Here is a 23,416-nt window from a genome sequence, read left to right as displayed (position 1 = left end):
TCACCGATCTACAGCCGAGATTGAAACCCAGTGCCGGGTTGTCTGGCAGGATCGTTTCCTCTTCTGGAATTAATATCCGCCTTCACCGCTCTTGTTTCGGCGTGAGACTCACGGTTCAATCCTGTTCGGGTTTGGACGGAGGATAAAATGGTAGATATTACGGCTGCTCTCAGTGCAGTGACCGCAGCAATTGGCCTCGCAAAAGAATTGCGTTCAATTGATAAGGAATACGACAAAGCAGAATTAAAGCTGAAAATTGCTGACTTGGCAGAGGCTCTTGCCGATGCGAAGCAAAACATTTTGTCGATCGGCGACGACATCAAGGAACGAGACGATGAGATAAGACACCTCAAGGATCTATTGTCGTTCAAAAACGACAAACTCATTGATAAAGGGCAGTTCCGTTATTTTGCAGATCAAGACGGTAAACCAACTGGAACCCCTATTTGCCCTGTTTGTGAGAAGTCAGGAAAATTCCTTGCGGTAGTCCAGGACCGGAGTAAAGGCGTGGGTCGCGTCACCTACGTTTGCCCTAGCTGCAAATCAAATTATGGGCAGCACGTGCCAAGACCCACTGCATGAACTGGATGGGCTTGGGCATTAGGCTCGTCCTAGACGATCAAGCTCACTGATAATGCGGCGGGCTTCATCACCTAGCCATTTGCTATTCTCTTCCAAGTCTCGGGTAAGAGCATCAACGTCGATCACGAGTTGGCTAGGCTTGGACATGTCGACATCGATGAGAATGCTCTCGCCCGGCGTCTCGCCCACGCGATAATCCACCTTCCCTTTCACAAATCCGCCGGTAGCCATCGGCTTCTCCGCCCTTGGCAGCGCCATTGCAGGAACGGCAACAGCTACAGGAGCGAGGCCGAGGAACTTGAGGAATGCGCGTCTCTTCATGATTTCCCTCTTGCAGCAGCAATCCCAAGCACAACCAACTGCAGCAGGATGACCACGCCGATGAAGTGCCAGAATGATTGAAAGGCGAATTCAAGGAACGCCATCACACCACGCCGTTACTAGCCGTCAGTCTTCCCTCGGCAATCTGCCGCTGGCGGCGATCCACTTCACGGGCACCATTGGGCTTGTATGTACGGCCACCGAGGCGAATACGCTTGCTTGCCGAGCGATGCCGGTGCGGTGCTGGCGCGGCAATCTCTGGGAATGGTGAAGCAATTGCTCCGCCAAGGAACCCACGAACAGACGACAGCAGTGCTGCTGCCATGACACTGAAGCCAAAGCGCATATCGTTCTCCGATGTTGGATAAAGAAAAACCCCGCACGATGGCGGGGTTGAATATGCGATTAATCGCAAGTTCCAGATTTGAACAGAACGGCGCGATACCCATTTCGGTTATATCGTTAGGCTGCGGCTCAAAGAACTTCGCTGCTATGCAGTTCTTCTGCGGTTCCCGTACGCTTTCAGCGCCGCCGTTCTGATTGGTGTGCAAACCGACTTCCACGGCTCTCCGGGTATATCGCTCCCGGTGCTTGGCGTTGAGGCGTTGCCTCGATTTGGCGCTGTGGGAGAATTTGCACCTCCCGGCAACCGGTTGGACATTCGGTCGCCTGCTACTTGCACCCGCATATTGGTGCCCATCCGCTATGCAGCGGGTTTCATTTTCTCATGAAGAGAAGGGATGTTCTTGGGCTTGGCGTCCTGCGTCATGAAGTGATTTGCCCCACGAACGCAACTCTCGGACGATACCGTTTGTTGATGTGAGTTATCGTCGTTTTCGGACACGCTGTCTAGCTCGACTGTCAACCGAACCTGATACAATCGGTTCCTTTCGTCTGCAATTTGTTGACACAGCTCATCAATCTTTCTTTTGAGTTTTCTGTCGTTCATCAAGTTTTCTGATGCGAACCGGCTTAGTTTCATGCCTCTACGAGTTTTCACGTAGGTCCAGCCATAGAGGAGCTTGCGATCTTCCTCGCTTTCAATGGCGTTAATCCAGCTCCAGCACTCGTGCATCCTGTCAATTGCAGCGCCTTCGGGTCGACGGCGGTAGTGTGTTTTCTCCTTGCCATAGTCGTCCTTATATTCGCTCCAGATAGCTTGAACCGCTGCTGGCATCTTCACACCAGGCATCAACATCAATGTTTCAGCGGCTTCGAGAACTCGGGCTTCGACGTCTTTGTGCGTCCAAGGCTGGTAGGTCATCTGCATAGAGAAATACCTCCGAGAAGTAGCCCAACAGCGCCCATAATGAATGAAATCAGCGCAATTCTGTATGGAACGTAGATCGAAGGAGACGTGGCATTCCAAAGGAACGCAAGCCTGCCCCATCGACCACCATCTGTTAAGGAAAATTCAGCCTTCTTGTTTGCGTCAACATCGAAATATTCCCGCAAATCGAAGTCCATTTTGATCTCGTCGGAATCTCCATCGTGCCCGAGCGCGACAACGTATTTTTTTTTCATCGAACTATGGGTCAGCAGTACTACTGAGTGTCGCGACAAACCCTTGCGTTCATTTTTGTGCAATCTCACAATATCCTGAGCGACATCCGATTTACCGATCTTTGTGACCATATATTCTTTCATGCTGCCTCCCCTATCCAATCGAGCAGATCGCCCTGTATCGGCTGATAGAACTTTACTGTAATCAGAACGCGCAGAACATGGCTTGTAGGTAAGCCGCAGTTCATGGCCTTTGCCTTTCCGCGCAGGCTGCCGAGGTCGATGGCGTCGAAGTCATCCAATAACGTCCTGCGCCTGACCAATTCCGGGTTTCTGACCAGCACCGCCGACACGGCCTTGATCATGTCTGCGAACAGTTCCCGCGAGTTGGCCACTGTCCCGACCATCAATTGCAGAACAAGGCGAAGATGATCCTCGCCGTGCTCTCTTCCTATTTCCCGCAAGGTGTGCTTGCAGAAGCATTCTCTCGGCTTCCGGCTCGTTGGTGAATGGTCACAGCTAGCCCGCAGGGTGACGCCGCACTGACGGGCTACCTTGTAGATGTCGCATGACCGCCTAGCCATCCGAGACCTCCAACTGGAACCGCTGTTTCAAGGCTCCGAACATTGGCTCCCGGTCTGACCCGACACAGTCCGCCGGCACTTCTACGATCTTGCTGCGCTGCGTAACGGACTTGAGCTCAGGCGCACCGCCGTTTGTCCGATACACAACAGGAGACCAAGACATGTTTTCCAACTCGTAACAGAACCACATCCGGGTCATAGCCAAGCTCCTGTGATCGGAACGATTGCCTGCTGCGGCCGTTTCTCTATTGAAAGAGAGGCACCATGAACCGTTATTGGGACAAGCCGATATTGGTAATGGGCGACGATGGAAAGCTGGCAACGATCCGAAGCGCCCAAGATGCGGCGGCTTTTATTCTTGATCGCTGGCCAGGCACATTGGACGAGGAAATGCTTCGGCCTCTGGAAAAGCTTATCGACGTTATTGATGATGGATGCTGCCCGGAAGATGCGCGCGCTGCGTTTCTTGTCGCCATCCATCAGTTTTCGCGATTGCATAGCTGATCTCATGCCGCATTCCTCTTCCGCTCGACTTCTATCTTGCGGCCTTTCCGGTAGATGGCGCCGAAAACTTTCTCTGCCTCAGAGCGAGCCGCTGACAGCTTTTCCCCGTCCCGGACCATCACACTCTGTTCGATCTTGTGTTTCGCTCTCCACGCCTCGCATTCTGCCTTTTCGGCGGTTGGGAAATACCTTGGCTGGCCGTCTTCATTGGCCACGGTGAAATGTTGGGTGCGCCAGACCAGACGGAACTTTCCGATAAAGCCTTTGGGCGTTCCTTCAGCGTATGCGGTCGATTCATTCATAGGTTTAAGCCCAGTGGGTTTTCGATGATTTCCTGTCGGATCAGCTCCGGCTCGTTCATGCCGCCCAGATCGACAAACGTTGTCGTTGGCCCGTGCCAGCCGCATTCCACATCCCGTGGCCACTGGCTCTCACGTGACAGAGCAAGAAAGACCTTCGCCTTGTCTTCGTTCTGGTCGACCAAGTTCTTCCAGACCTCGTACAGATCGGAGAACTTGGACGGTTCGTATTCCTTGAGGAAAACCACCGGACGGAACGGGATCAATACGTGGTCAGCATCTCGTTCGATCGCGCCGATCAGATCCGAGTACCGCGGCTTCTTCGCCAGCAGCTGGTGAAAGAACTTCTCATTCACGGTCGGCTTGTAATCGGCGAAGACGTTCTTCTTCAGCTGAGCACATCCGATGATCGGGATATCGACCTCTCTCGCGATTTGCTTGAGCCTTGCGGTGACGATCTGGCCAAATTCCCAGTCTGCCAGCTTGGTTTCGCCCTTGTTCCGATCGATCAGACCCATATGGTCGATGACGGCGAGACCTTTGCCCTTCTTCGAAACAAAGTACCGAATCCGTTCTTCGATCTGATCGAGTGTCAGTCTCTTCTGTTGAATGAATATCTGCTTGTCCCGGTTTGCGTTCCGGAAGTTCATCAGACGTTCGAAATCGCTTTCCGTTACCTTCCCGCGCTTCTGCCGATTGACAGGAATCATCGTTTCACGACTGTTCTCACGCATCGCCAGCTCTTTCGCTGACATTTCGCCCGAGTAGAACCAGACCGGGAAGCCTTCCGTGGCAGCGCCCATCGCCAATTGACCGGCCAACGCACTCTTTCCCTGTTTAGTTGCTCCGCCTAAGATTATGAGCTGCCCGCCACACATCGGGCCAATGAGCTCTTCCACTGGACGAAAGCGGTAATTGACTCCTGTTCCCTTCTTGCCGCTGTATGCCCGGTTTGTGTCGTCCAAGGCCTCATCGAGTGCGGTGCCGAGCGACACAGCACCATAGATGTCATCACCATCGGACAATGTCTGGCTTAGGTCTGCGATAGCCTGTTCACCGATTTCAGCCGGGTTGCTGTCCACAGTCATTGAATGGGCTGCCCGGATCACGTCTTGAGCAATCGCGACCATCTGGCGGCGCTTGTATAGGTCGATCAGCTGCTGGGCCATCTGAGGCAGCATCACCGCTGGCATAGCGACTTCAGCAACGCATCGAGCGACCAAACGGCCTACCGTAGTCTCACTGTCGATATTCTTGTCCCACGGCAAATACGGCTTGATGGAGATCGGCTGAGCAACCTTGCCCTGCTTAATCACATCACCGATGACTTCGAATATCTCGCCCAGAACCGGGTCATAGAAATGTTCCCGCAGGAGAAGCCCGGCTACCAACTGATATGCATCATTGTTCAGCAGGATAGAGCCAATGATCGCGCCCTCGCCTTCAACGTTACAAATCGGCGTGTAGACCGGCTCCTGTTCGAATTTGCGAAGCGCGTTCATGCAGCATTATCCTTTGATGAAAGTGCTTCAACAGCTTCAATCCGCCGGCCGACCCAGCGCATGACGTTGACAGCCATGCTGTTGCCGAGCGCCTTGTATCGAGGCCCATCAGGTGACGTGTCTTTCTTCCCCCATGGGACGTTTGTGAAATTGTCTGGGAAGCCTTGAAGGCGTTCGCATTCGGTCGGGGTTAGGCGACGGACGGCCCAATCTTTCGCAACATACGAATGCTGTTTCATGCCCGGCTCAGCGGCCAAGGCTCCAACAATCTGACCATCACCGCCGAACAGACGAACTTCATCACGGGTGTTTTGGGCGAACGCCACTGCTTTCACTGGCTGAATGTAGCCCGACAACATTGTCTGAAGGCCAGAAAGGCCTCTTGCACCGTGAGGGCTATCTTCGGCGCACAGGGTTCCGACGACTTCGTGGGTAGGATGGCATACAGCAATCTGCCCACCTGCATTCTGATTGCTTTGCAAATGGCCCATTGCTCTTAACGTTGGAGCTATTTCGCCGACTCCAAAGCCAGCTTGTCCGGAAGCCTTACAGTCGAAAGCAATATACGTCTCTTTGCTTTCATCGTGGCTGTCGTTACCTTTCGCCGACAATGGATGGGCGACCATCGTCTCGGTTTCATAATCCTGTCGGCCCATGCCGCCCGCATTTAAGCAATGTGCGACGTCTCCGGTCGATGAAATCAACCCGCCGTCGAGATCGAAGTCGGTACCAAGTCCGCCACCGCCTGTAGGGCGGCTTGCAATTGTGGGGGCAACTCTTTTCCCCGGTTCCCGGCGCGGCGCAGAATCCCCGCGCATGCCTTGGGGCTCAAGTAATACTGCTGCGGCACGTCGCCAGTCTCCAAGATATCCGACAACGAACACACGCCTTCGTCGTTGAGGGACAGCCCGTCCAAAGCCGTCCACTCTGACATATTGAGCGTCAAGAACTCGGTAGGCGAACCCATACCCGCATTCCCGAACGAATGAGAGAAAGGTCGCAAAATCACTTTCTTCAATCCATTCGTCTCCGGCTTTGCGTCCTTCAATTCCTGACTGAATACCGCCTTCACCTTCCTCTTCATCCGTGACAGAGGAAACGACACCGGGGACGTTCTCCCAGACGATCCAGCGGGCGCGCAGGCGCCTAGCCAAGCTGAGATACTCGAGGGCGAGGTTACCGCGCGGGTCATCCAGTCCGAGACGCTTTCCTGCGACTGAGAAAGACTGGCAGGGTGTTCCTCCCACAAGAAGGTCGATTGGGCCTGCATCTGCGCCGATCTTTGTGAAATCGCCATAGTTCGGTATCCCGTTCTTTGCCAGTGGTTCACCTGGCATGTTCGATCCATAGTGATGAGCGAGGACTGCCGAAGGGAAAGATTCAATCTCGCTGAAGAACTGCGCTTCCCAACCGAGGGGATGCCACGCCCGAGTAGCGGCACTTATGCCGGAGCAAACACAACCATATCTCATGCCGCCACCTTGAAATTCATCTTCTGCTGACGGCGCTTTTCGAGAGACTTGGCTTTCTTGGCTGCCCGTTTGGCTTCCTGGTGGACTTTGCCGCCGGAGACGAGCCAGAACATGATTCCAATCGCGTCAGCCTCGTTATCATTCTGAGGCTTGAGCCCACGACGTGCGCACTCGTCCAAAACCTTTTCCTTGATCCAGGTGCGGCGTGCGTTCGGCTGCTCCTTGGTGTCTTTGACTTCCTTCGGCGCCATGATCACACCGATAAAGGCACTACGCCATGACGACGTCGTAACCGTCCGTGGATACAGCAGAGCGCGCCGCTCACACATGATTTCGAGTGTTGCGAGCCATCCGCCGGCCAACTGTGCCGATGCTTCTGTACGGGCAGCTGAGTAGGCTTCAGCTTCGATTACGATCTCAACGCCTTCTTCCTCGATCCCGTGGTGACGGCGCATCTGGCTGATGCTGTCCCAGAGATTGAGGTAGTACTGACCGCGGCGGGTGCATTTGTTGCCGTCACGGTCGCGGGTCAAATCCCATGTGCCGTAGAATAGACGCTGACCGACTGGACGCTGTTCGTCCTTTGGCTTGGCACTATCATCAAGGAGAAGGCACCAGCCAGCCTTGGTCGAAATATCGATTGTGAGCTTGTGAAGGGTCATGCCGCCTCTCCTGAAATCAGGTCTCGACCTTCCCAGAGGATTCGCGGCGAGTAGACGCCACCTTTCGGGCCCCAGACGTACCAGGCATGATCCTCAGTCCCTAACGTATCGCCGGGGAACCATTGGATACGGTCGACCAGAGCGATCTTGGTCCAGAAGCGAGGATTATCGCGGAACAGGTCAGCACGGGTTTTGCCGAAATCGAACTTGGCGGTGAGAAGCAGAGCAACGAGACCGTTGCAGCGCTCCAGTGCCAGCCGTGCAAACTTCACAGCGTCTCGATTGCTCTTGCCGTACGGAGGATTGGTGATGATGGCGTTATGGACTTCGTAAGCCTCACTGTCCGACAGGAAATCGAACAGATAGTCGTGTTCTCGATCATACGTCACGATGTCGCTAGTGAGGACAGTGGCGCCGTATTCCTTGAGAACATCCGCTATCAGGTGGTTGCCGGCAGCAGGTTCTAAGACATTCAAGCCTTGGACAGGGAAATGTCGAATCAATGCTTCTGTCGCCCATGGCTCAGTCTGGTAAAGGTCATTCTCTTTGCGAGCGTAGTTCGATGCTACAACTGTCATATCTCACCCAACCCACCAAACAATGACCGGATAAACACCGATGAAGAAGCCGACCAAGGCCAGCACGGCGTAGATCATGAACCAGCATAGAAAGGTGTTCATGCCACCCTCCGTATCGGTATGGTGTGCTGCTCTTTCAGCTTTTCGAACAATGCTGAGCGCTCGAATGTGGGATCGCCGAAAATTCGACCGGTCTTGCTTCTTCGATCGTCGGGGATCTCCGCAAGCCGTGCTGCAACCACTTCGTTCGGTATTCTGGCAATCACCTTCGGTATCAAAAGGTTTTCCGCCTTCATCCGAACGCGCTTTTCCCGCTCATAGATACGATTTCGTTCCAGTTTCTTTTGATATCCCTCTTCATCGATCAGATGGCGGGCTGCCTCACGTGAAACTCCGAGTTCTCGGGATATCTGAACTACGCCTAGCCCTTGCTTTTGAAGTTCAAGCGCCTTCGCCTGGAAGTACGGCCGGTTTGTCTTGTAGTCGTAGGCGGTACGGTTCGGTTCCATCAGACTTCCTCCCCGCGAGCTTTGGCGAGAGCGCTCTGAATTATCTTCAAAGCCTTGTCTTCGATTTCCATATGGTCGACGGCGTTGATCTCGTATCGAATAATCAACTGCTTGCAGTGCTCCACGGCCCCAACAAGGCTGTCGATAATCTCCTGCGCCTCGCTATGAAGTGTCAGAGCTACATCGCAGTCCGGTGCACTGTCGCCATCTGGCAGAACCAAAGTCTGGGACTTGTGAACGGTCAGGAGGTCGAGCCCGGACTTGTTTGTCCGGGCGATGATCGGGAGTTGCTTGGCCATTATGCCGCCTCCTGATCTGGAAATTCAGGATTGTCGCCGTGGTCGCGATCGGCTTCTGCGTTGATCTTTTCCATCGCGGAGAGCAGGTTCTTGCGCTGTTCTTCCTGCCCGGCATCGTATCCGCGCAGCCACGCCTGATCCTCGTCAGTACCAGCCATGAACTCGCTGACACGATCCAGAGCCTTGAGACCGGCGACCTTGCCGTCATCAAACACCTTGTCGAGATAGTCGCGGTCGTCCCCGAACAGATCGCCCTGCTTCTTGATGATACCGAGAAGTGAGAGAGCATTAGCCTGCCGACGGTGCTTTTCTCCGACCTTGTCCTTGTCTTCGGCGTTCATCGCCTTCACAAGCGTGTCGACTTCATTGAGAGTGAAACCGTAGCTCTGGAATATCTTACGGTCCGCTTTGCGATCGGCTTGCAACCCGGCGATACGTGCCAGATGGGCGCTTTCCTTCCGTGCGCAATCCATCAGGAGCGCGTCGTACTCGCCTTGGGTGAGTTTGGAATTATGTCCTGCGTTCATTTCCGGGCTCCCGATGGTGGAATGTTGAATTCTTGTTCAATCGACGGGTACTCAGCCATTTCTGGACAAACCCGATTTGCGATTGATTTGGCGATCCGTTTGATCGTGGTTGCCAGTCGCATTCGCTTCACCAGTGGCAACCATTTCAGAATGACGGGCGGTGTTTTTCGTTGATCGACCGGGCCCGTCATCGCTGATCTTCCTTAAGCTCTGGGGCGATCCACAGCGCCAAGGAACGCGCGGAACGCAGCAAGGAACGAGCGAGCGAGATCCTGATCTTCGTCACCCAAGATTTCCTGTGCTCGGCTGATGAGCTTGTCGACTTCACTGAGTTCTTGCTGTCCGTATTTGACACCGGACACCTCCTCTAGTTTGCGTAGTTCCCGAGGCTTGATCGAAACGCGCTCATCCGCGTACCAAACGTCCTTGGTTCGATTGAAAGACCATTTGAGAGCCCGAGAAGCTGCGAGAATGCGCGCGCCAATGCCGCTCGCCAGTGAAGGCGGCGCGATGTGGCTTTTCAAAACTTTGGACGCAAAAACCAACTCAGACATTTCTGATTTCTCCGACAACTTTTCGGACATTTCCGACAACCCCTTCAGTACGTTGAGATTGTCGGTTGGAGCGGCGGTAAAGCCGCAACCGGTTACAAAGAGGAAACTGAGATGAAGATGAAACGGACAGCTCGTAAGGCCTGGAAAACTGATACGGGCGTCCAACTTGTCTTATGGTCATGGCCGGAAACCTCGAAAGACACCCCGGCAAAGGCCAGCCGCAGCCGCAATCATCACGCAAAGCGGCCAACCTATAACGAGAACCCACTTGATCCATTTTGGTGATCGGCTGGGTGGAGCGAACTCCAGAACCGCGCAGGAAATGAAACCCGCGACGTAAAGCCATGCGATGATCCAATTGCTGTTCACGGTCGAGTTCCTTCAGTTTGAAATTCGGTGCCGGTCTCTCCCGACTGTCACGCCCATTCACTCAGACGTTGCAGCTCACCTTCGCCGGTGAGCGAGCCTACTCACGCTCTCCACTGTGGTTTCGCATTCCATGGCAGCCACAGTTTCATCGAGACGCTTTCGCGAGGAATGTTTGCCCGACGCGACTTCGGAGGAGTGCCCGTCGCGTCGGGCGTTACCTGCCGGGTAACAGGCAGGGGGCTTGGGGGCCCGGCAGGTAATCAGTTAAATCGATGAGTGAAGTTCAGCCGGAACACGCATGACGTTCTGACGGGCTGCCTGTCGCTGTTTCTGTCGAAGGATGGTGATCTACGAAATCTGCGTATTCGAGAGATACGCCATCAACTTCGGCTGCTTGCTTGAGGGAAGACCAGTGGGTCTGTGGAATGGTGCCACGTTCTTTCCATCCCTGAACCGTCGAAACAGGCTTTCCGCAAGCTCTGGCGGTCTTAGTGAGACCTCCAAGCTTAGTGATCACATATTCGGCTGGAGTGATGGTCATTGGTCTTTCCGCGTTGTTGGTAATACGCATTTATACGCATGATGCGTAACAATGTCAACGTGGAAAACGTAAACGCAATAAGCGTAAAGTGCGCGAATGATGGAAAAAACGATTCCGCAGCAAATTCGGGAGCTTATGAGCAGGGCTGGCCTTGTTCAGGGTTCACTCGCGCATCGTATGGGCTTCAAAGGCGCATCGAGCATTCAAAGATATTTGAGTGACGAACACTTCAAAGACCCGGTTCTTCCGAACAAGATTGCCGTGAAGCTGGAGGCGGCGTTAGTTGGCCTCGGTACGCCACCAATCACGAAAGAGGAAATTTGGGCTCTGACTGGCGTTCCGATCGGCGGATCCGGCACTATTGGTATGGGTGGCAGTCTAACTCTTGAAACAGTAGAGCGCCCTCGCCCTAAGCCGAACGCAAGCTTTCCACCGCGATACCAGGAGTTCCCGCAGGATCACACGGTACCTTTGCTCGGACAAACTGCAGGCGGCCCAAACGGCAGGTTCATTCTTAATGGAACGGAGATTGGCCGCGTATTCTGCCCTCCTATGCTGGAAGGCGTCGAAGGAGCTTATGCCGTCATGGTCTACGGCACATCGATGGAACCGCGCTATTTCGCGGGCGAGACGGTCTGGGTTAACCCTCATCTGCCCGTGCGGGCTGGAGACGATGTTATCGCCCAGATCATCGAAGAGGGAGAAGACCAGCCCGTCGACAGTTATATCAAACGGTTCGAATCCCGATCGTCGCGAGTGCTTCGCCTCTATCAGTACAATCCTGACGAAGGCGAAGACAAAGAGCTGGAGTTCGACGCCGATAAGGTCTTCTCAGTTCACAAGATCGTATTTCAAGCGCACGTCTGATCGACTTCAATCTCATCACAACGCCAGCATGGCCGAATGGTGAGGTTACGTGCATTCGGCGGCGCCTTCGGACACTCCCCGCACCTGATCTTGCGGCACAGTTCCCTGTAGTTCTGTACTCCTAGCTCCGCAGCTTTTCGCAGATTGGATAGGTACAGGATACGCGAGTGCCCGCAGTCGTCGCAGGCCACGTATACGCTGGATAACTCAATAACGAGGCGCTTGCCCTCTTCAACAATCCCCCCGTCCAACATCAGACACGCTCCATCTCTTCGACTTCAGGTGGAAGCGGATCGCCGTGAGCATAAATGAGCTTGGGCTCTTCGAAATCGCCGGTCTCAGCGTCACTAGTGTTCGCGAAAGCGATCACCATTGGGCTGCTTGCTGCCATGCGTTCTGCGGTGCGCCTTGCGTGGGCTACGTCCTTCGCGACGAACGGTGTGTCGGCAATCAGTTTGCCCCTCGGCCCCTTGCTGTAGCTCTGCACGATAAAATTGGTTTGCATGCTCATACCCGTTACTCCCTGTACGCTTGTTATGTGCGACAGGATGACTCACAAAAAAGAACGGAACAAGAACATTCTTGACGAAACGTTAATGACTTTTTGTCGCCGCTAGATGTTGTGTCTGTTAAAACGAAGAAGTTTATAGACAGATCAGAGACTCGCTGTATCGTTTGCCCACTAGGGGTAAATGGGTTGAGGCAATGATTACAATCGGCATTCGCGCGACGCCTAAGTGCGTGACTTTTGCTATCTACGACGCAGAAGCAAAATCCATCTTGAACGTTGAGGATATAAAAATTCCGGCTGCGTTCGAAACACCCGCCGCTCTGAAATACGTTCGCTCAAATCTTCTCGATGTCCTTCGTGAATATCGGGTAGAGCGTGCAGGCGTAAGAGTGACGGAATCGGTAGCGAGCTATCCGAATATCGAACGAATTCAAATCGAAGGCGTCATTCAAGAGGCATTCGCCAGCAGCGAGCTAAAATCCTACTACGTTGGACAAATTTCATCGATATCAAAACGCGTAGGCATTGATCGAAAAAGGTTCAAGCCACTCATAGATGGCGAGGATGATCTCGGCGTTGATAATTGGAAGAAGATGGGAAAGGAAGAGCGAGAAGCAATCCTTTGTGCTATAGGAGCTGAGGATGCTTAAGCCATATCAGAAAGCCGAGTTGGCATTCGACATCATCCGCGAAATTGGGCAAGACGGTCGAAATTCGAGAACATACGTCACACGTGACCACCAGCTAGATGCTGAAATTGTCACAAAGCAAATTCAAAAGAAGACGCTGAATTGCACTGAAGAGTTCTTCGCGGAATCAAAAGCGCTTTATTCCAGCGCTCATCCGAACGTGGTTCAAATTCACTACGCTTGCTTTGATGATGAACACGTATATGTCGCGATGCCATACTATCAAAATGGATCAATCAAGGATCTAATCACCGGTCGCCACATGACTGTGCGTGAAATTATAACTCTCGGTTCGCAGATTCTTGCAGGCTTACACAACATTCATTCTAAAGGGCTGATCCATTTCGACGTGAAGCCGGACAATATTCTGTTGTCGCCCAGGCGGGAAGCGTTAGTGTCCGACTTTGGGCAAGCGAAACAGATGAATTACGCAGGTAAGGCTGCGCAAGATCGGCTCTACGGGCCAATGATAACTCCCGAGGGCATGGAAACTGATCACTTCGATCGAACGTTTGATATCTACCAAGTCGGTTTGACTTTATATCGCATGTGCAATGGAAATGAGCACTTCTATCAACAGTTACGTGATTACGGCCAGCATGGCGCCTTCGACAGAGATCGTTTTCGCTTCGATGTGCGGAATGGAAGATTCCCAGACCGGAAATCCTTCGCCCCAAATGTGCCATCTAAATTGCGTAATGTGATTAAGAAATGTTTAGAGGTTCGTTCCGATAATCGATATCAGTCAGCATTGGACGTGGCAAATGCAATGGCAGATATCGACGGAGAAACGCTCGACTGGAGATTGTCTGTACATCCAGATCGAAAGACCTGGACGAAAATCGTAGACGAAACCCAATATGAACTTTCTCTTCATGGTGATGGAACCACGACGTGCTATAAAAGCGTTAATGGAAGTAAGCCACGTCGTATCGGCGAAGCATGTAGGGATCAAATCTCTGACAGCGATCTGAGGAAAATCTTCAAGGCATATTAATGCGAAAAGTGAAGAACACCCCCGGCAACTACGTGAAACGCTCGCAGATTCGATCTGTAAGCGGTGTGGTTACGAGTGCGTCTACTTCACCGAAAAAGCGCACTATCGATGATTTCAGAAGTGCCAAGATCGACGACAATTTTTACATAACATTCTTGTCGCGGGATGAGCCTCACAAGCGCAACAGACAGTAGTAACATCCACTCCCCGCTTCGGCGGGGGTTTTCATGCGAGCGAATAGAACCAGATAGCCGGCACCACCAACAGAATTGCCAACATAGTCCAGGCAGCCCGCCATCCAACGCTTTTCGTCCCCATAAATGCCGTCATGACTATTGCCGCCGCCACCATTACGGTAATCGGCCAATAGATCGACATGATGACGAGAACGGCAACCCACCAAGAAAATGAAATCATGTTGCGCTTGTAGCTGGCTGCACCAAAGTCGGCAAGCCGCCGCACCCCGCTACATCTTCTTTGCGCTAGCGCAAATAGCGGCGATACATGGTAAGCTATGATTTCCTCGACGGAGGATCATCATGGCGGATGATAAGAAACCCCGGAATAACGCCGTAATTATTGACGGTGACCGGTCAAGCGGCGGGGATTCCAAAGGCAGCACGCTCACCCCGATGCTGATTGGAGGACTTGTCCTTGTCGTTCTTGGTGGCATTATCGTGATGATGTTCGTCTGATTGGATCACGAGACCAGACCATGAAGTCCGAAGCGTTGCAGCACTGCCTTGATGATATCGGCTGGACGCTGGCTATTCTGGCGCGCAAGCTGGAGTGTCATGTCGCGCTCGTGGAAGCTTGGTTGTCGAGTGAAGCTGAAATTCCTCCAAAGGCTGCAGCATGGATAACCGCCCTCGCCGCTTGTCACAGAGCTGCCGAGGAAGGCCAACCGGTTTCTCTAAAAGGCAAGCATTTCCTCGCCTAAGCCTGATTTTAGGCACACCTCTGGCTATCAAGACGTTCACCTTCATACGAGAAGGGTTCCGTCGTTTGCAGTTCACCGTATCGCGATGAACCGGGATGCCATGAAGTCTTAGTATCCCTGCCTGCCCTGTTTCTCCGGTGGGCCAGTCCGTCTCCATGCATGAAGGCTATATCGGCAGTTCACTCTCTCAGGTCGCATCCAAACCAGTCGAGCGGCGTCTAACCCGCTAAGACCGCCTCGACAGACTGGGCCGAGGATCCGCTGTGGATTTCATGCGCCGGGTGATCGGTGAAAACGGGTCAAATCCAAACAAAGACCGTTTCTTTCGTGTCTGATTTACGCAAATTCTTGGCGGGAACCTCCGAGCAGACCCAAGAATTTTAGTGTTTCGACACCCTGAAACGATCATTTCGGTTGTGTAACGTTCCTTATTTTGCTACACATTCCCGTGACGAAGACCGCTTTCAGGCCCCGGCAGCATCACCGCTCCGGGGCTTTTCTTTTACGCTCGTTACGTACGTATAGTCAATTATTTTACGCAAACTTCGTATTTTTCCCTTGCGTATACGTTTTTTGCGTATATATTGAACCCATCACCGAACGCAACCGGCCACGCAAGACGCGAAAGCTGATCTGGCCAAATGATGGGGTCGAATATGTCTCAGACCGGTACCCAAGCACTAATCACCAACATGCAGGCTCGGCTTGAAGCCCTGAAGCTCCGCATTCAGCCGGGCGCATGTTTCGACAACAAGGCTCAGTCCGAGAGCTTCTTTCAATTCGCGGAATATCTCCGGGAATTTGATGAGATCGTCACTGACACCCGTATGGGCCTGATTGATGAGGTACGCGGCTGGGGCAATCAACCTCCTATGACCCGTGTCGACCGTAAGATGCTCCGTGAAAAGACAAACGATGATCGAGACGGATCGCTTCAGGAAGCAACTGAATGGGCGAAGTACGGCTCACGCGACGAGGTTGCGTGATGGCTCTGGAATTTAGCAGGTTCTGGCTTGTCTGGCGCAATGGCGGTTCAGCCCCAACCTACAAGCATTTCAGCAAAGAAGAAGCTGAGAAGGAAGCAGGAAGGCTGGCTTTGAAAGAACCGGGAGCGGTCTTCTTCGTCGTCAAAGCCGTGTCTGGGTTTCAGGCTGACATTCCCATGATCAACACCGTCAAGCTGATCAAAGCTGACGATATTCCATTCTGAGGCTCCCATGCGTGACCTTATCGAAGACATCGCTGGCTTTGTTGCCGTTTCAACCTTCTGTGGCGTGTTCCTGTATTGGGCCGCTCTAGCCGAGAAAGTGTGAGTGATATGACAAACGAAATCATCAACACGCACGATCTGGCCGAGCAAGAATGGGACGGCCACACCGAGCCACAGGACGTTGACACCGATATGGTGGCGACAAAAGAGGCAGAAGGCAAAGGCATCGAATTTCATGTATCCATGCGCGATTACACGATGCGGGACATGGAAACCCTGATTATCGAAGCCGCAGCGATGCAAATCGTTGGTAAATTCGGTGATGCTCGTCTTGCCAAAGAGATAGAGGCAAAGGCTATAGCTCTCGTCACAGCCAAGGCGGACAAAGCTCTTGACGCTGTAACGACCGAGATCATTGACCAGCCCCTTACTCCATCCTTTGGCGACAAGAAGCCAGTTACCATGCGTGAGTTTATCGGTCTTACCGGTCGCGAATACCTAGCTGAAACCGTTGATAGAGACGGCAAGCCAGCCAAACGCGATGCATGGGGCGGAACCACCTACACTCGTATGGAATTGCTTGCCTTCAAGTTTATGGAACGCAAGTTCAAGGATGAGATCGAGAAGGCCACGAATGCGGCCGTCAGAGAAATTCAAACGGCAATAAATACGAAACATGCTGAGTTTCTAAAGGCTGAGAAAGCCCGCATCCGTGAAGCAATCGACAAGTTAGCTTCATGACCGCCCTCCTCCAAGTAAACGGCTATGTGCGCCGCCAGTCAGCCAAGGGCGATGAGAAGCGCCCACGGTTCACCCCAGACCAGATCACAACAGCCAGCCAGATACAGACCGAGATAGACGCAAGCTTCGTCCTCGCAGTCGAAAAGGCACTGGCACAAGAGTTTCCGGGAGAGTTGAAGTGAAAATCGAGAGCAAATATTCGATTGGCGATAAGGTTTACCGGGGTTCGACTGTAGCCAATAAAAAGCAGCGCCCTTGCCCTGATTGCCTTGGCACACGGAAGTGGAAAGCCACCTCACCAGCTGGCACAGATTATGAGTTTTCCTGCCCACGGTGTGGCAGTTCATATCGTGGCAACCACGAAATGTCGCTGGATTACTCCCTGTTTGAGCCATCCATCACAAAGCTGACTATCGGTAGCGTCCAGTTCAACAGTGCTGAAGGTGCACACGACCATGGCTTTAGGTACATGTGTGTCGAAACAGGCGTGGGCTCTGGCTCTGTTTACAAGGAAAACGATCTTCACCTTTCGGAAGCTGACGCCATTGCAGCCGCTCAGCTGATCGCCAACGATCAAAATCAAACCGTTGATTGGGTGGTTAAGCAGTTCAACAAGACGCTTGAAATCTCAGATTATCAGCTTGGAAGCGCTGCCCTTAAGCTCGCTTCGGACAAAGCGCATGCGTCCAGATCTATGCTCTATCGCCTGCAAGACCTCTTCGAACAAATCAAGGAAGCTGGCGACAAGGCCGAGATACTTGAAGCTATCAGCGATTATGTCGAACACGACTGGCAAAACGACAAGGCAAAGGCGCTTGAGGTAGCCCTTGGAGGTGCAGCATGACTGACACCTTCCAGCATATAGGCGATCTGTCTGCAGACATTGTGACCGATGCGGCAGAGAAGGCAGGCTTCACGCATCACGAAGACGGCATTTATTTCGGAATGTCTGACGCGGTTTACCACTCCGATACAGCACTCGGTTCAACCGGACTGAAAAAGCTTATTGGTAACGCGCCTGACTTCTGGTGGGGTAGCTCGTTCAATCCTGCCAAGGAAGATGATAACGACGATACGCCAGCCAAGATATTCGGCAGACAGTTGCACACATGCGTTCTGGAAGGCGCTGACAGGTTCAAGGCACTTCACACGCCATACATGAACCCAGGCAACATCAAGGCCGGTAAGGATGAGATAGCGGGTATCAAGGCATCTGGACGCGAGCCAATCAAGTTCCGTGACTATTCGAAGATCCTTGCGGCATCGGCTTTCATCAAGGCTAACAAGACGCTGGCACGAGCATTTGAAGGTGGTCAGCCGGAAGTGTCGGTTTTCTGGACCGTGAACGGCATCCGCTTCAAGGCACGGTTCGATTACCTTCAGATCAATTCGATTGTCGATCTCAAGTCCATCGAGAACCGGAGCGACAAAGAGTTCAAGCAAGCCTGTCGCGATGCAATGGCGAGCTATGACTATATCGTATCAGCTGGCCATTACACAGACGGTCGCCGCCAGATGAAAGGGCTATTCAAATCCGACAAGGTTTTCGGTCTGCCAAGCGGTCAAGAAGACTGGCTGTCCAAGGTAGCGAGCAACCCGGTTTTCGCCTTCGTATTCGTGTTCTGGCAGAAAAAGGGTGCTCCGATATCGCACGGTATCATGCTGTCGCCGGGAAACCCGCTGTTTGATCGCGCATCAGAACGCATAGCCCAAGCCATTGAGAACTACCGCCGCTTCATGGGCGAGTTCGGGACAGACACGGCATGGGTTCCATCCACACCTCTTGAAGAAGCCACGGAAACGGATTTTCCGGTTTGGTACCAGCAGAAGCTTATCGGAGCGTGAGCGATGGCAGCAAAGTGGATCAAAGGCGGGCGGATAGATGACCCGCAAATTGTGATCGATTTCATCCTCGCTGGCGATGTCGTTTTCAACGGACACAAGCCACAGAACGCCGGGTGGCTCCAGAATTGGAGCATCAGTCAGATCAAGAGAGAAACAGGCATGGGACGCTTTTTCATAGCCCTGCCAGCAAGCATCCTCAAAAACATAGAGGCATCGAAATGAACCAGGTAGCAACCCGCGAGAACTCGATAAACAGCGTTTCGGTAACAGCTGGCGCAAACGGATCGAGCATCGCACCACAGAACCTTGGCGAAGTGGTTCGCTTTGCCGAGGTAATGAGCAAGGCCGATATAGCCCTTCCGAAGCATCTACGCGGTAACGCCGGTGCGTGTATGGCTGTGGCTATGCAGGCCCTTGAGTGGCAGATGTCGCCTTTTGCGGTCGCGTCCAAGTCCTATTCGGTGAATGGAACAATCGCTTACGAAGCCCAACTTATCGCTGCGGTGGTCAATACCCGCTCAGGCATCAAGGGCCGTCTGAAGTACGAATACAAAGGCACCGGCAACGACCTGACGTGCACCGTGTCGGGTATTCTGGATGGCGAGACATACGAATACACCTCCCCGTCAGTCGGTTCGATCACGACCAAGAACAGCCCGCTTTGGAAGTCAGACCCGCAACAGCAGCTTGGCTATTTTGCAGCCCGTTCGTGGGCGCGCCGATATGTGCCGGAAGTTCTGCTTGGTGTTTATGACCGTGACGAAGCGCAATCATTCCAAGGCGCAGACAATGCCAAGAACATCACGCCGGTTCAGACCGTTGCCGATCCATTCGGAGAAGAGCCACAGAGCGCGACAGTTGAAGAGGCTGAGATTGTTGCCGACGAACCCGAAACGCCAGCCAGCGAGCCGGATGCGGGCGAACAGGACCAGCCTAGAAATGATGGCGAGTATGAAGATGCGAATGCGTGGGTTGTGACAGCGGTAAACATGCTGATCGCCTCGGTATTCATCGGTGGCGACATCGAAATCATGCGCAACCAATACCGAAGCATCAAACAGGGCGCACCGGAATGGGTCGATCAGCCAACACTTGGTCGTGTCGATACCGTGTCTGTCTTCCTGAAAGGCGTGTTAGACGGCGAAGAAGAGTTCGACAAGCAGCGCATTGCCAACATGGCGAAGCTTGAAGCTGACCAGATCAACGATCTGCCGGAGGTGTAATTATGGGAGCATTTGCTATCCGCCGACACCCCGAAGCATTCAGCAATGCCCCGTCAAAGGGGCAGAAGCGACCAAGGAAAGAGAACGGGAAACACCTCGCCTGGATCAGAACATTACCGTGCGTGGTGACTGGTCAGTATGGCGTGGAAGCCGCTCACATCCGTTACGCAGCGCCCGAATATGGCAAGCGAGACACCGGGAAGGCTGAAAAGCCGGATGACGGTTGGGTGGTTCCTCTTTCACCTGAAATGCACCGAGAGCAGCATTCCATGAACGAACAGAAGTTCTGGACCAAGTACGGGATTGATCCCTGTCGTGTTGCTCTAGCCCTCTCAAACATCACTGGCGACGATGACGCCGCTCTTGTCATCATTCGAAACGCGAAGGTGCGCCCATGACCATCCCAGATGAAGCAGTACAAGCGGCAGTAAGCGCCATGTGTAAATCCGATCCTATTGCGTATGGAAACGCCTTCGACAAGCAGAAAGAAAAGGCTCGCCGCATACTCACAGCCGCCCTGCCTTTCCTGCAAGGGGTGACTTTAGGGCAATTACAACAAGCTCACGTCGAACGTCAGGAAGAATGGTGTCCTGATCAGAAGCCAGATTTGTCATTCCGAGGCAATGAAATGGCCGGGGAAGTTGGGGAAGCCTGCAATGTTATCAAAAAACTGGAACGTGAACGCCAAGGCTGGCGAGGTTCCAGAGCAACTAAACAGCAGCTTGCTGATGAATTAGCAGATGTAGTTCATACTGCTATTTTGTGCGCAATCACAGCAGGCATCGATTTGGCTCCCGCAGTGGTCGAAAAATTCAACTCGACAAGCGAGAAGAACGGCCTTTCGACAACTCTTTCCGTCACGGACCCATCCCCGCGTGCGCAGGCGTTGGAGGAAGGCGACCTGCGAGAATTGCTAGAACGCCTTGACGCTGGCCTTGAATATGAAGGCGACTTGGAAACTGAAAACGACCACATTGAGCTTTTCAACGTCGAAGCCGCGCAAGAACTGTTTTCAGACGCCGCCGCCGCAATCCGCGCCCTCTCGTCTCAGCCTGTAGCGGACCATATTGCCGACGCCGGTAAAACGGTTGCGGATGGCGGAAAGGGCGAGTGGCGAGAAATTGAAATCAGCCACGCATTGAAAGGTCGCCGGGTTAATCCCGCGTACTCCCCGGCAATAGGCGAAGTTTGCGAAATAAGCGGCCCAAATTGCGATGACGACAAGGGCTATACGTGGGGTGAAACCACAGTCCTATGGCAAAATGAAATGTTCGTTCTGTATGGGAAAGCTGGGTACTGGCCCGTTCTTCATAAACATGAATACGTCTTGTTCCGCCCCCTCCCAGCCTCACCGGGAGGGTCGGAATGATAAAGCAAATCATATTAGGTTGGGGTGCGCCCAAATTCAAAGAACAGTTCCCTGAATTGCCAGACCATGTTGCAGAGCACTTCCAGAAGGACAGTGAAGCTATGCTGAGGCTTCGTATCCGTGGGTATGTCACGGATAGCCAGCGAGACGCCATCACAAAGAAACTATTCAAGGAAATATCCAAGGCGATAGCCAAAGCCACCCGCCCGACAGGAGGCAGCGATGAGCATTAAGCTATTCCCCGACGCCTGTGCATTTGAACGAGACGCTTCCGCCTTGAACACCCGCCCCGCCGCGCCGGTCGAAGGGTTGGAGACGGTTGCCCGTCAATGGCGATGGGGCGGCGATCCTAAATGGAAAGCGTTCGGACCGATCTTTGAAGACGAGCCGAAAGAAACTCGCGAACTCGTCACCCGCTCGCAGTCTGAGGCCATCATTGTCGCGAAGGATCGGTTGCTTGCTGCGTCCGACACTGTCGCACAACAGCTTCAAAATCAGATCGTAACCCTAACCTTGAAAAAGGAAGATTTAGAAGCCGACAACGCGGCCCTGACTGCGCGGGTTAAGGAGTTGGAAGAAAGTTCTAAAAAGTCTGGCGTCTGCATAACTTGCCTAACAGGTTCGCCCGAACCTTACGGGTGCTCCGACTGCTTGAATACTGGCTGGGATGGTGGTTGCCCCCCTAACTCTCCAGAAGACATAAAAATGCTATTCGCCGGAATGATTTCAGACTTCTCAAAAATTAAATCCCGCGCCGAAGCCCTCGAAACCAAACTCGCGGCGGCAAGAAAGGCGTTGCAAAAGATCGCGGGCGACACATACGACGATAGCGCTGAAAAGATTGCCCGCGCCGCCTTGGAGGCCAAGCCATGAAATTCTCATACGCTTTTACTTTGATGGCAGGCGGATTTTTCTCGTCCGGTTACCATTCAATGCCAAATCCGCAAATTGCGGGAGTATTCTTCGCACTAGGCATTTTCAGCATTGTTCTTGGGGCTTGGTCATCGGGAGAAGGAGCATGACCCTCATTGACAGACTATCCAAGCTGGACGGGCCTGACGCGACTATAGCGGCAACCAAACAGAAAATCCGTGATGCTTTCAAGGACGCTAAGCCATGCATCGCCCCCCTTGCGCGCAAAGGAGGGCAGCAAATGAACCTTGAGCGCATCAACAAGGCCACAGAGTGCATCGATAGCAATGAAAAGGCATTGAAGTGGATAAAGCTTAACCATGAGAAGCTTGTTAGCTCCGGTCTGTTCACTGTTACCGTTTCGATTTCATCTAACTTTGCTCACACCGGCACGGGCGTGAATGAAGCCCTGACAACCATCTCTGCCTTTGCGAAGCACAACATCGAAAAGGCCATCACCGACAGCATAGCGAACTGCATCAACACGATTGAGATTGAAAGGGATGCTATTTTAAGGGAGGCCAGCCATGGCGAGTAAGGAAGTCACGAACGCTGCGAAGGCGATTTACGAAAGCCGTAATGGTGCAGGTCGCACACCGTGGTCGCAATTGCCATGGTCGCATAAGGTGCCGTACCTTGACGATGCAGAAGCGGCGCGTAAATCGTTCCTCGCCGCTCTACAGGAGCCGACAGAGAGGATGCGGAAACGTGGTCTTTGGTATTCCGACGATCCAGAAAAGGCTTGGCGCGCTATGTTGGACAGAAGCCCACTAGGGGAGCAGAGCGAATGAAGCTGGACCGCGAAGAGTTCTGTCAACAGATGGTTTTGGCAATGGCAGCAAGACAAGAAAACTTCCGAGCTAAATACTCGGTTGATGAGGCGATTGTCGCCTTTGAAATCATCAAGGCCAATATTCTGAAAAACAGTGCCGAGTTTACGTCTGCCGGTCGCCAAGCCCTGAAAGGCGGTGAGTAGATGACCTGCGAGACATGCACCGAATTGCTCAATGAAGCTTTGAACCTTGTCGTTCGCGCCCGCCAGATGGATGCGATTGATAGGAGAGAAAACGCTCTGAAAGCTTCGAAGTGCCGCGAAGAATGGGAAGCGTCAGGCCGTTTTGATGATTATGTCGAGAGGCACAACATTGATAATGAGCATGCTCCGATGGCAACGAAAAGCGGAACACTGCACCTCTGGGTACTCGATCAGTACGAGCGCGATCTGCACGAGTGGGAAGGCAAGGCCCGAAAACACCTGCTGACGGTCGATCATTCTGGCCGCGCCGCACTGCGGGAAAGGGAGTGA

The 23,416-nt window shown here is 53.0% G+C and carries 41 protein-coding genes; 23 read left to right on the top strand and 18 right to left on the bottom strand.

All coding sequences use genetic code 11. The features are described 5' to 3' along the window. The first annotated feature begins 147 nt into the window (after window positions 1-147). Window positions 148-582 (top strand): hypothetical protein, encoded by a 435-nt coding sequence (locus tag CQZ93_RS06165; protein ID WP_105541810.1) that lies wholly within the window; start codon window positions 148-150, stop codon window positions 580-582. Between the two features lie 18 nt (window positions 583-600). On the opposite strand, the gene CQZ93_RS06160 is transcribed toward CQZ93_RS06165, so the two are convergent. The 5 genes from CQZ93_RS06160 to CQZ93_RS06140 all read right to left on the bottom strand — a co-directional run bounded on the left by CQZ93_RS06160 (window position 601) and on the right by CQZ93_RS06140 (window position 2,990). Further along, a complete protein-coding gene (locus CQZ93_RS06160) occupies window positions 601-903 on the bottom strand; it encodes a hypothetical protein (RefSeq protein WP_105541809.1) in 303 nt (100 codons plus the stop codon). A gap of 103 nt (window positions 904-1,006) precedes the next feature. Beyond that, the gene (locus tag CQZ93_RS06155; protein WP_105541808.1) at window positions 1,007-1,249 is read right to left on the bottom strand and encodes a hypothetical protein; all 243 of its coding nucleotides are present in this window, start codon (window positions 1,247-1,249) and stop codon (window positions 1,007-1,009) included. A 357-nt stretch (window positions 1,250-1,606) separates the two neighbouring features. After that, the gene (locus CQZ93_RS06150) at window positions 1,607-2,173 is read right to left on the bottom strand and encodes a DUF6362 family protein (protein ID WP_105541807.1); all 567 of its coding nucleotides are present in this window, start codon (window positions 2,171-2,173) and stop codon (window positions 1,607-1,609) included. Next, window positions 2,164-2,550 (bottom strand): hypothetical protein, encoded by a 387-nt coding sequence (locus tag CQZ93_RS06145; protein WP_105541806.1) that lies wholly within the window; start codon window positions 2,548-2,550, stop codon window positions 2,164-2,166. Before CQZ93_RS06145 ends, CQZ93_RS06150 begins: the two co-directional genes overlap by 10 nt. Next, window positions 2,547-2,990, bottom strand: coding sequence for a hypothetical protein (locus CQZ93_RS06140; protein ID WP_105541805.1), 444 nt, complete (start codon window positions 2,988-2,990; stop codon window positions 2,547-2,549). Before CQZ93_RS06140 ends, CQZ93_RS06145 begins: the two co-directional genes overlap by 4 nt. A 264-nt stretch (window positions 2,991-3,254) precedes the next feature. Here CQZ93_RS06140 and CQZ93_RS06130 point away from each other — a divergent pair, with 264 nt between their 5' ends. Then, entirely contained in the window at window positions 3,255-3,494 is a 240-nt protein-coding gene (locus CQZ93_RS06130; RefSeq protein WP_105541803.1) for a DUF982 domain-containing protein, read from the top strand. Between the two features lie 2 nt (window positions 3,495-3,496). Here CQZ93_RS06130 and CQZ93_RS06125 read toward each other — a convergent pair whose 3' ends face one another. The 11 genes from CQZ93_RS06125 to CQZ93_RS06075 all read right to left on the bottom strand — a co-directional run bounded on the left by CQZ93_RS06125 (window position 3,497) and on the right by CQZ93_RS06075 (window position 10,806). Further along, window positions 3,497-3,796, bottom strand: a complete 300-nt coding sequence (locus CQZ93_RS06125) for a hypothetical protein (protein ID WP_105541802.1) — start codon at window positions 3,794-3,796, stop codon at window positions 3,497-3,499. Then, window positions 3,793-5,295: a replicative DNA helicase gene (locus tag CQZ93_RS06120; RefSeq protein ID WP_105541801.1), complete on the bottom strand. Its 1,503-nt coding sequence runs from the start codon at window positions 5,293-5,295 to the stop codon at window positions 3,793-3,795. Before CQZ93_RS06120 ends, CQZ93_RS06125 begins: the two co-directional genes overlap by 4 nt. Beyond that, window positions 5,292-6,767, bottom strand: coding sequence for a DNA cytosine methyltransferase (locus tag CQZ93_RS06115; protein ID WP_105541800.1), 1,476 nt, complete (start codon window positions 6,765-6,767; stop codon window positions 5,292-5,294). The genes CQZ93_RS06120 and CQZ93_RS06115 overlap by 4 nt, the downstream gene beginning before the upstream one ends. Continuing rightward, the gene (locus CQZ93_RS06110; protein WP_105541799.1) at window positions 6,764-7,429 is read right to left on the bottom strand and encodes a hypothetical protein; all 666 of its coding nucleotides are present in this window, start codon (window positions 7,427-7,429) and stop codon (window positions 6,764-6,766) included. The genes CQZ93_RS06115 and CQZ93_RS06110 overlap by 4 nt, the downstream gene beginning before the upstream one ends. Then, window positions 7,426-7,818 carry a hypothetical protein gene (locus tag CQZ93_RS06105; RefSeq protein ID WP_210201087.1) on the bottom strand — a complete coding sequence of 131 codons (393 nt, stop codon included), beginning with the start codon at window positions 7,816-7,818 and terminating at the stop codon, window positions 7,426-7,428. The genes CQZ93_RS06110 and CQZ93_RS06105 overlap by 4 nt, the downstream gene beginning before the upstream one ends. A gap of 287 nt (window positions 7,819-8,105) precedes the next feature. After that, on the bottom strand, window positions 8,106-8,516 hold the full coding sequence (locus CQZ93_RS06100) for a type I phosphoribosyltransferase (protein ID WP_105541797.1): 411 nt from the start codon (window positions 8,514-8,516) through the stop codon (window positions 8,106-8,108). Beyond that, window positions 8,516-8,815 (bottom strand): hypothetical protein, encoded by a 300-nt coding sequence (locus CQZ93_RS06095; protein ID WP_105541796.1) that lies wholly within the window; start codon window positions 8,813-8,815, stop codon window positions 8,516-8,518. Before CQZ93_RS06095 ends, CQZ93_RS06100 begins: the two co-directional genes overlap by 1 nt. Continuing rightward, complete coding sequence (locus CQZ93_RS06090; protein WP_105541795.1) at window positions 8,815-9,342, bottom strand: hypothetical protein; 528 nt, start codon at window positions 9,340-9,342, stop codon at window positions 8,815-8,817. The genes CQZ93_RS06095 and CQZ93_RS06090 overlap by 1 nt, the downstream gene beginning before the upstream one ends. Next, window positions 9,339-9,533: a hypothetical protein gene (locus tag CQZ93_RS06085; protein WP_105541794.1), complete on the bottom strand. Its 195-nt coding sequence runs from the start codon at window positions 9,531-9,533 to the stop codon at window positions 9,339-9,341. Before CQZ93_RS06085 ends, CQZ93_RS06090 begins: the two co-directional genes overlap by 4 nt. A 12-nt stretch (window positions 9,534-9,545) precedes the next feature. Further along, entirely contained in the window at window positions 9,546-9,896 is a 351-nt protein-coding gene (locus CQZ93_RS06080; protein ID WP_105541793.1) for a hypothetical protein, read from the bottom strand. Window positions 9,897-10,548: 652 nt separating this feature from the next. Next, the gene (locus CQZ93_RS06075; protein ID WP_286152263.1) at window positions 10,549-10,806 is read right to left on the bottom strand and encodes a carph-isopro domain-containing protein; all 258 of its coding nucleotides are present in this window, start codon (window positions 10,804-10,806) and stop codon (window positions 10,549-10,551) included. A gap of 96 nt (window positions 10,807-10,902) precedes the next feature. On the opposite strand from CQZ93_RS06075, the gene CQZ93_RS26840 reads away from it, so the two are divergent. Next, window positions 10,903-11,673, top strand: a complete 771-nt coding sequence (locus tag CQZ93_RS26840) for a S24 family peptidase (protein ID WP_286152261.1) — start codon at window positions 10,903-10,905, stop codon at window positions 11,671-11,673. A gap of 253 nt (window positions 11,674-11,926) precedes the next feature. Here the strand turns inward: CQZ93_RS26840 and CQZ93_RS06060 are convergent, their stop codons facing one another. Then, on the bottom strand, window positions 11,927-12,184 hold the full coding sequence (locus CQZ93_RS06060; protein ID WP_105541791.1) for a hypothetical protein: 258 nt from the start codon (window positions 12,182-12,184) through the stop codon (window positions 11,927-11,929). Window positions 12,185-12,378: 194 nt separating this feature from the next. Here CQZ93_RS06060 and CQZ93_RS06055 point away from each other — a divergent pair, with 194 nt between their 5' ends. Then, window positions 12,379-12,834: a hypothetical protein gene (locus tag CQZ93_RS06055; protein WP_105541790.1), complete on the top strand. Its 456-nt coding sequence runs from the start codon at window positions 12,379-12,381 to the stop codon at window positions 12,832-12,834. Further along, the gene (locus tag CQZ93_RS06050; protein ID WP_105541789.1) at window positions 12,827-13,870 is read left to right on the top strand and encodes a serine/threonine-protein kinase; all 1,044 of its coding nucleotides are present in this window, start codon (window positions 12,827-12,829) and stop codon (window positions 13,868-13,870) included. Before CQZ93_RS06055 ends, CQZ93_RS06050 begins: the two co-directional genes overlap by 8 nt. Before the next feature lie 225 nt (window positions 13,871-14,095). Here the strand turns inward: CQZ93_RS06050 and CQZ93_RS06040 are convergent, their stop codons facing one another. Continuing rightward, on the bottom strand, window positions 14,096-14,332 hold the full coding sequence (locus CQZ93_RS06040) for a hypothetical protein (protein ID WP_105541787.1): 237 nt from the start codon (window positions 14,330-14,332) through the stop codon (window positions 14,096-14,098). Between the two features lie 77 nt (window positions 14,333-14,409). Here CQZ93_RS06040 and CQZ93_RS26570 point away from each other — a divergent pair, with 77 nt between their 5' ends. The 18 genes from CQZ93_RS26570 (at window position 14,410) to CQZ93_RS05955 (ending at window position 23,416) form a co-directional block, all read left to right on the top strand. Then, on the top strand, window positions 14,410-14,565 hold the full coding sequence (locus CQZ93_RS26570; RefSeq protein WP_181153314.1) for a hypothetical protein: 156 nt from the start codon (window positions 14,410-14,412) through the stop codon (window positions 14,563-14,565). Between the two features lie 20 nt (window positions 14,566-14,585). Next, complete coding sequence (locus CQZ93_RS06035; RefSeq protein ID WP_105541786.1) at window positions 14,586-14,810, top strand: hypothetical protein; 225 nt, start codon at window positions 14,586-14,588, stop codon at window positions 14,808-14,810. A gap of 656 nt (window positions 14,811-15,466) precedes the next feature. Continuing rightward, window positions 15,467-15,796, top strand: coding sequence for a hypothetical protein (locus tag CQZ93_RS06030; protein ID WP_146114428.1), 330 nt, complete (start codon window positions 15,467-15,469; stop codon window positions 15,794-15,796). Then, window positions 15,796-16,020: a hypothetical protein gene (locus tag CQZ93_RS06025; protein WP_105541784.1), complete on the top strand. Its 225-nt coding sequence runs from the start codon at window positions 15,796-15,798 to the stop codon at window positions 16,018-16,020. The genes CQZ93_RS06030 and CQZ93_RS06025 overlap by 1 nt, the downstream gene beginning before the upstream one ends. 108 nt (window positions 16,021-16,128) lie before the next feature. Then, complete coding sequence (locus tag CQZ93_RS06020) at window positions 16,129-16,761, top strand: hypothetical protein (protein ID WP_105541783.1); 633 nt, start codon at window positions 16,129-16,131, stop codon at window positions 16,759-16,761. Continuing rightward, window positions 16,758-16,943, top strand: a complete 186-nt coding sequence (locus CQZ93_RS06015) for a hypothetical protein (RefSeq protein ID WP_105541782.1) — start codon at window positions 16,758-16,760, stop codon at window positions 16,941-16,943. Before CQZ93_RS06020 ends, CQZ93_RS06015 begins: the two co-directional genes overlap by 4 nt. Further along, the gene (locus CQZ93_RS06010) at window positions 16,940-17,605 is read left to right on the top strand and encodes a hypothetical protein (protein WP_146114427.1); all 666 of its coding nucleotides are present in this window, start codon (window positions 16,940-16,942) and stop codon (window positions 17,603-17,605) included. Before CQZ93_RS06015 ends, CQZ93_RS06010 begins: the two co-directional genes overlap by 4 nt. Continuing rightward, window positions 17,602-18,606 (top strand): PD-(D/E)XK nuclease-like domain-containing protein, encoded by a 1,005-nt coding sequence (locus CQZ93_RS06005; RefSeq protein ID WP_105541780.1) that lies wholly within the window; start codon window positions 17,602-17,604, stop codon window positions 18,604-18,606. Before CQZ93_RS06010 ends, CQZ93_RS06005 begins: the two co-directional genes overlap by 4 nt. Window positions 18,607-18,609: 3 nt before the next feature. Next, window positions 18,610-18,828, top strand: coding sequence for a hypothetical protein (locus CQZ93_RS06000; RefSeq protein ID WP_105541779.1), 219 nt, complete (start codon window positions 18,610-18,612; stop codon window positions 18,826-18,828). Next, entirely contained in the window at window positions 18,825-19,829 is a 1,005-nt protein-coding gene (locus CQZ93_RS05995; protein ID WP_105541778.1) for a recombinase RecT, read from the top strand. The genes CQZ93_RS06000 and CQZ93_RS05995 overlap by 4 nt, the downstream gene beginning before the upstream one ends. Window positions 19,830-19,831: 2 nt before the next feature. Next, the gene (locus CQZ93_RS05990) at window positions 19,832-20,227 is read left to right on the top strand and encodes a DUF968 domain-containing protein (RefSeq protein WP_105541777.1); all 396 of its coding nucleotides are present in this window, start codon (window positions 19,832-19,834) and stop codon (window positions 20,225-20,227) included. Then, entirely contained in the window at window positions 20,224-21,198 is a 975-nt protein-coding gene (locus CQZ93_RS05985) for a MazG-like family protein (RefSeq protein ID WP_105541776.1), read from the top strand. The genes CQZ93_RS05990 and CQZ93_RS05985 overlap by 4 nt, the downstream gene beginning before the upstream one ends. Then, on the top strand, window positions 21,195-21,431 hold the full coding sequence (locus tag CQZ93_RS05980; protein ID WP_105541775.1) for a hypothetical protein: 237 nt from the start codon (window positions 21,195-21,197) through the stop codon (window positions 21,429-21,431). The genes CQZ93_RS05985 and CQZ93_RS05980 overlap by 4 nt, the downstream gene beginning before the upstream one ends. Beyond that, window positions 21,421-22,071: a hypothetical protein gene (locus CQZ93_RS05975; protein ID WP_105541774.1), complete on the top strand. Its 651-nt coding sequence runs from the start codon at window positions 21,421-21,423 to the stop codon at window positions 22,069-22,071. The genes CQZ93_RS05980 and CQZ93_RS05975 overlap by 11 nt, the downstream gene beginning before the upstream one ends. A 145-nt stretch (window positions 22,072-22,216) precedes the next feature. After that, the gene (locus CQZ93_RS05970) at window positions 22,217-22,648 is read left to right on the top strand and encodes a hypothetical protein (protein WP_105541773.1); all 432 of its coding nucleotides are present in this window, start codon (window positions 22,217-22,219) and stop codon (window positions 22,646-22,648) included. Next, a complete protein-coding gene (locus CQZ93_RS05965; protein WP_105541772.1) occupies window positions 22,638-22,901 on the top strand; it encodes an HMG-box domain-containing protein in 264 nt (87 codons plus the stop codon). Before CQZ93_RS05970 ends, CQZ93_RS05965 begins: the two co-directional genes overlap by 11 nt. Then, window positions 22,898-23,086 (top strand): hypothetical protein, encoded by a 189-nt coding sequence (locus tag CQZ93_RS05960; protein WP_105541771.1) that lies wholly within the window; start codon window positions 22,898-22,900, stop codon window positions 23,084-23,086. The genes CQZ93_RS05965 and CQZ93_RS05960 overlap by 4 nt, the downstream gene beginning before the upstream one ends. Beyond that, window positions 23,087-23,416, top strand: coding sequence for a hypothetical protein (locus CQZ93_RS05955; protein ID WP_105541770.1), 330 nt, complete (start codon window positions 23,087-23,089; stop codon window positions 23,414-23,416).

This window comes from Ochrobactrum vermis (assembly GCF_002975205.1).
Taxonomy (GTDB): Bacteria; Pseudomonadota; Alphaproteobacteria; order Rhizobiales; family Rhizobiaceae; genus Brucella; species Brucella vermis.
This window is presented reverse-complemented; position numbering and strand designations above follow the sequence as displayed.

What these genes read in the sequence shown, in the direction of transcription:
- CQZ93_RS06140 (WP_105541805.1), bottom strand. Translation starts at nt 2,990, where the DNA reads ATGGCTAGGCGGTCATGCGACATCTACAAGGTAGCCCGTCAGTGCGGC.
- CQZ93_RS05975 (WP_105541774.1), top strand. Translation starts at nt 21,421, where the DNA reads ATGAGCATTAAGCTATTCCCCGACGCCTGTGCATTTGAACGAGACGCT.
- CQZ93_RS06080 (WP_105541793.1), bottom strand. Translation starts at nt 9,896, where the DNA reads ATGTCTGAGTTGGTTTTTGCGTCCAAAGTTTTGAAAAGCCACATCGCG.
- CQZ93_RS05965 (WP_105541772.1), top strand. Translation starts at nt 22,638, where the DNA reads ATGGCGAGTAAGGAAGTCACGAACGCTGCGAAGGCGATTTACGAAAGC.
- CQZ93_RS06090 (WP_105541795.1), bottom strand. Translation starts at nt 9,342, where the DNA reads ATGAACGCAGGACATAATTCCAAACTCACCCAAGGCGAGTACGACGCG.
- CQZ93_RS05980 (WP_105541775.1), top strand. Translation starts at nt 21,195, where the DNA reads ATGATAAAGCAAATCATATTAGGTTGGGGTGCGCCCAAATTCAAAGAA.
- CQZ93_RS06095 (WP_105541796.1), bottom strand. Translation starts at nt 8,815, where the DNA reads ATGGCCAAGCAACTCCCGATCATCGCCCGGACAAACAAGTCCGGGCTC.
- CQZ93_RS06160 (WP_105541809.1), bottom strand. Translation starts at nt 903, where the DNA reads ATGAAGAGACGCGCATTCCTCAAGTTCCTCGGCCTCGCTCCTGTAGCT.
- CQZ93_RS06085 (WP_105541794.1), bottom strand. Translation starts at nt 9,533, where the DNA reads ATGACGGGCCCGGTCGATCAACGAAAAACACCGCCCGTCATTCTGAAA.
- CQZ93_RS06000 (WP_105541779.1), top strand. Translation starts at nt 18,610, where the DNA reads ATGGCAGCAAAGTGGATCAAAGGCGGGCGGATAGATGACCCGCAAATT.
- CQZ93_RS06145 (WP_105541806.1), bottom strand. Translation starts at nt 2,550, where the DNA reads ATGAAAGAATATATGGTCACAAAGATCGGTAAATCGGATGTCGCTCAG.
- CQZ93_RS05995 (WP_105541778.1), top strand. Translation starts at nt 18,825, where the DNA reads ATGAACCAGGTAGCAACCCGCGAGAACTCGATAAACAGCGTTTCGGTA.
- CQZ93_RS06155 (WP_105541808.1), bottom strand. Translation starts at nt 1,249, where the DNA reads ATGCGCTTTGGCTTCAGTGTCATGGCAGCAGCACTGCTGTCGTCTGTT.
- CQZ93_RS05960 (WP_105541771.1), top strand. Translation starts at nt 22,898, where the DNA reads ATGAAGCTGGACCGCGAAGAGTTCTGTCAACAGATGGTTTTGGCAATG.
- CQZ93_RS06075 (WP_286152263.1), bottom strand. Translation starts at nt 10,806, where the DNA reads ATGACCATCACTCCAGCCGAATATGTGATCACTAAGCTTGGAGGTCTC.
- CQZ93_RS05955 (WP_105541770.1), top strand. Translation starts at nt 23,087, where the DNA reads ATGACCTGCGAGACATGCACCGAATTGCTCAATGAAGCTTTGAACCTT.
- CQZ93_RS06120 (WP_105541801.1), bottom strand. Translation starts at nt 5,295, where the DNA reads ATGAACGCGCTTCGCAAATTCGAACAGGAGCCGGTCTACACGCCGATT.
- CQZ93_RS06055 (WP_105541790.1), top strand. Translation starts at nt 12,379, where the DNA reads ATGATTACAATCGGCATTCGCGCGACGCCTAAGTGCGTGACTTTTGCT.
- CQZ93_RS05985 (WP_105541776.1), top strand. Translation starts at nt 20,224, where the DNA reads ATGACCATCCCAGATGAAGCAGTACAAGCGGCAGTAAGCGCCATGTGT.
- CQZ93_RS06150 (WP_105541807.1), bottom strand. Translation starts at nt 2,173, where the DNA reads ATGCAGATGACCTACCAGCCTTGGACGCACAAAGACGTCGAAGCCCGA.
- CQZ93_RS06130 (WP_105541803.1), top strand. Translation starts at nt 3,255, where the DNA reads ATGAACCGTTATTGGGACAAGCCGATATTGGTAATGGGCGACGATGGA.
- CQZ93_RS06100 (WP_105541797.1), bottom strand. Translation starts at nt 8,516, where the DNA reads ATGGAACCGAACCGTACCGCCTACGACTACAAGACAAACCGGCCGTAC.
- CQZ93_RS06050 (WP_105541789.1), top strand. Translation starts at nt 12,827, where the DNA reads ATGCTTAAGCCATATCAGAAAGCCGAGTTGGCATTCGACATCATCCGC.
- CQZ93_RS06035 (WP_105541786.1), top strand. Translation starts at nt 14,586, where the DNA reads ATGAAGTCCGAAGCGTTGCAGCACTGCCTTGATGATATCGGCTGGACG.
- CQZ93_RS06030 (WP_146114428.1), top strand. Translation starts at nt 15,467, where the DNA reads ATGTCTCAGACCGGTACCCAAGCACTAATCACCAACATGCAGGCTCGG.
- CQZ93_RS06060 (WP_105541791.1), bottom strand. Translation starts at nt 12,184, where the DNA reads ATGAGCATGCAAACCAATTTTATCGTGCAGAGCTACAGCAAGGGGCCG.
- CQZ93_RS05990 (WP_105541777.1), top strand. Translation starts at nt 19,832, where the DNA reads ATGGGAGCATTTGCTATCCGCCGACACCCCGAAGCATTCAGCAATGCC.
- CQZ93_RS26570 (WP_181153314.1), top strand. Translation starts at nt 14,410, where the DNA reads ATGGCGGATGATAAGAAACCCCGGAATAACGCCGTAATTATTGACGGT.
- CQZ93_RS06110 (WP_105541799.1), bottom strand. Translation starts at nt 7,429, where the DNA reads ATGACCCTTCACAAGCTCACAATCGATATTTCGACCAAGGCTGGCTGG.
- CQZ93_RS06115 (WP_105541800.1), bottom strand. Translation starts at nt 6,767, where the DNA reads ATGAGATATGGTTGTGTTTGCTCCGGCATAAGTGCCGCTACTCGGGCG.
- CQZ93_RS26840 (WP_286152261.1), top strand. Translation starts at nt 10,903, where the DNA reads ATGATGGAAAAAACGATTCCGCAGCAAATTCGGGAGCTTATGAGCAGG.
- CQZ93_RS06005 (WP_105541780.1), top strand. Translation starts at nt 17,602, where the DNA reads ATGACTGACACCTTCCAGCATATAGGCGATCTGTCTGCAGACATTGTG.
- CQZ93_RS06020 (WP_105541783.1), top strand. Translation starts at nt 16,129, where the DNA reads ATGACAAACGAAATCATCAACACGCACGATCTGGCCGAGCAAGAATGG.
- CQZ93_RS06025 (WP_105541784.1), top strand. Translation starts at nt 15,796, where the DNA reads ATGGCTCTGGAATTTAGCAGGTTCTGGCTTGTCTGGCGCAATGGCGGT.
- CQZ93_RS06165 (WP_105541810.1), top strand. Translation starts at nt 148, where the DNA reads ATGGTAGATATTACGGCTGCTCTCAGTGCAGTGACCGCAGCAATTGGC.
- CQZ93_RS06015 (WP_105541782.1), top strand. Translation starts at nt 16,758, where the DNA reads ATGACCGCCCTCCTCCAAGTAAACGGCTATGTGCGCCGCCAGTCAGCC.
- CQZ93_RS06125 (WP_105541802.1), bottom strand. Translation starts at nt 3,796, where the DNA reads ATGAATGAATCGACCGCATACGCTGAAGGAACGCCCAAAGGCTTTATC.
- CQZ93_RS05970 (WP_105541773.1), top strand. Translation starts at nt 22,217, where the DNA reads ATGACCCTCATTGACAGACTATCCAAGCTGGACGGGCCTGACGCGACT.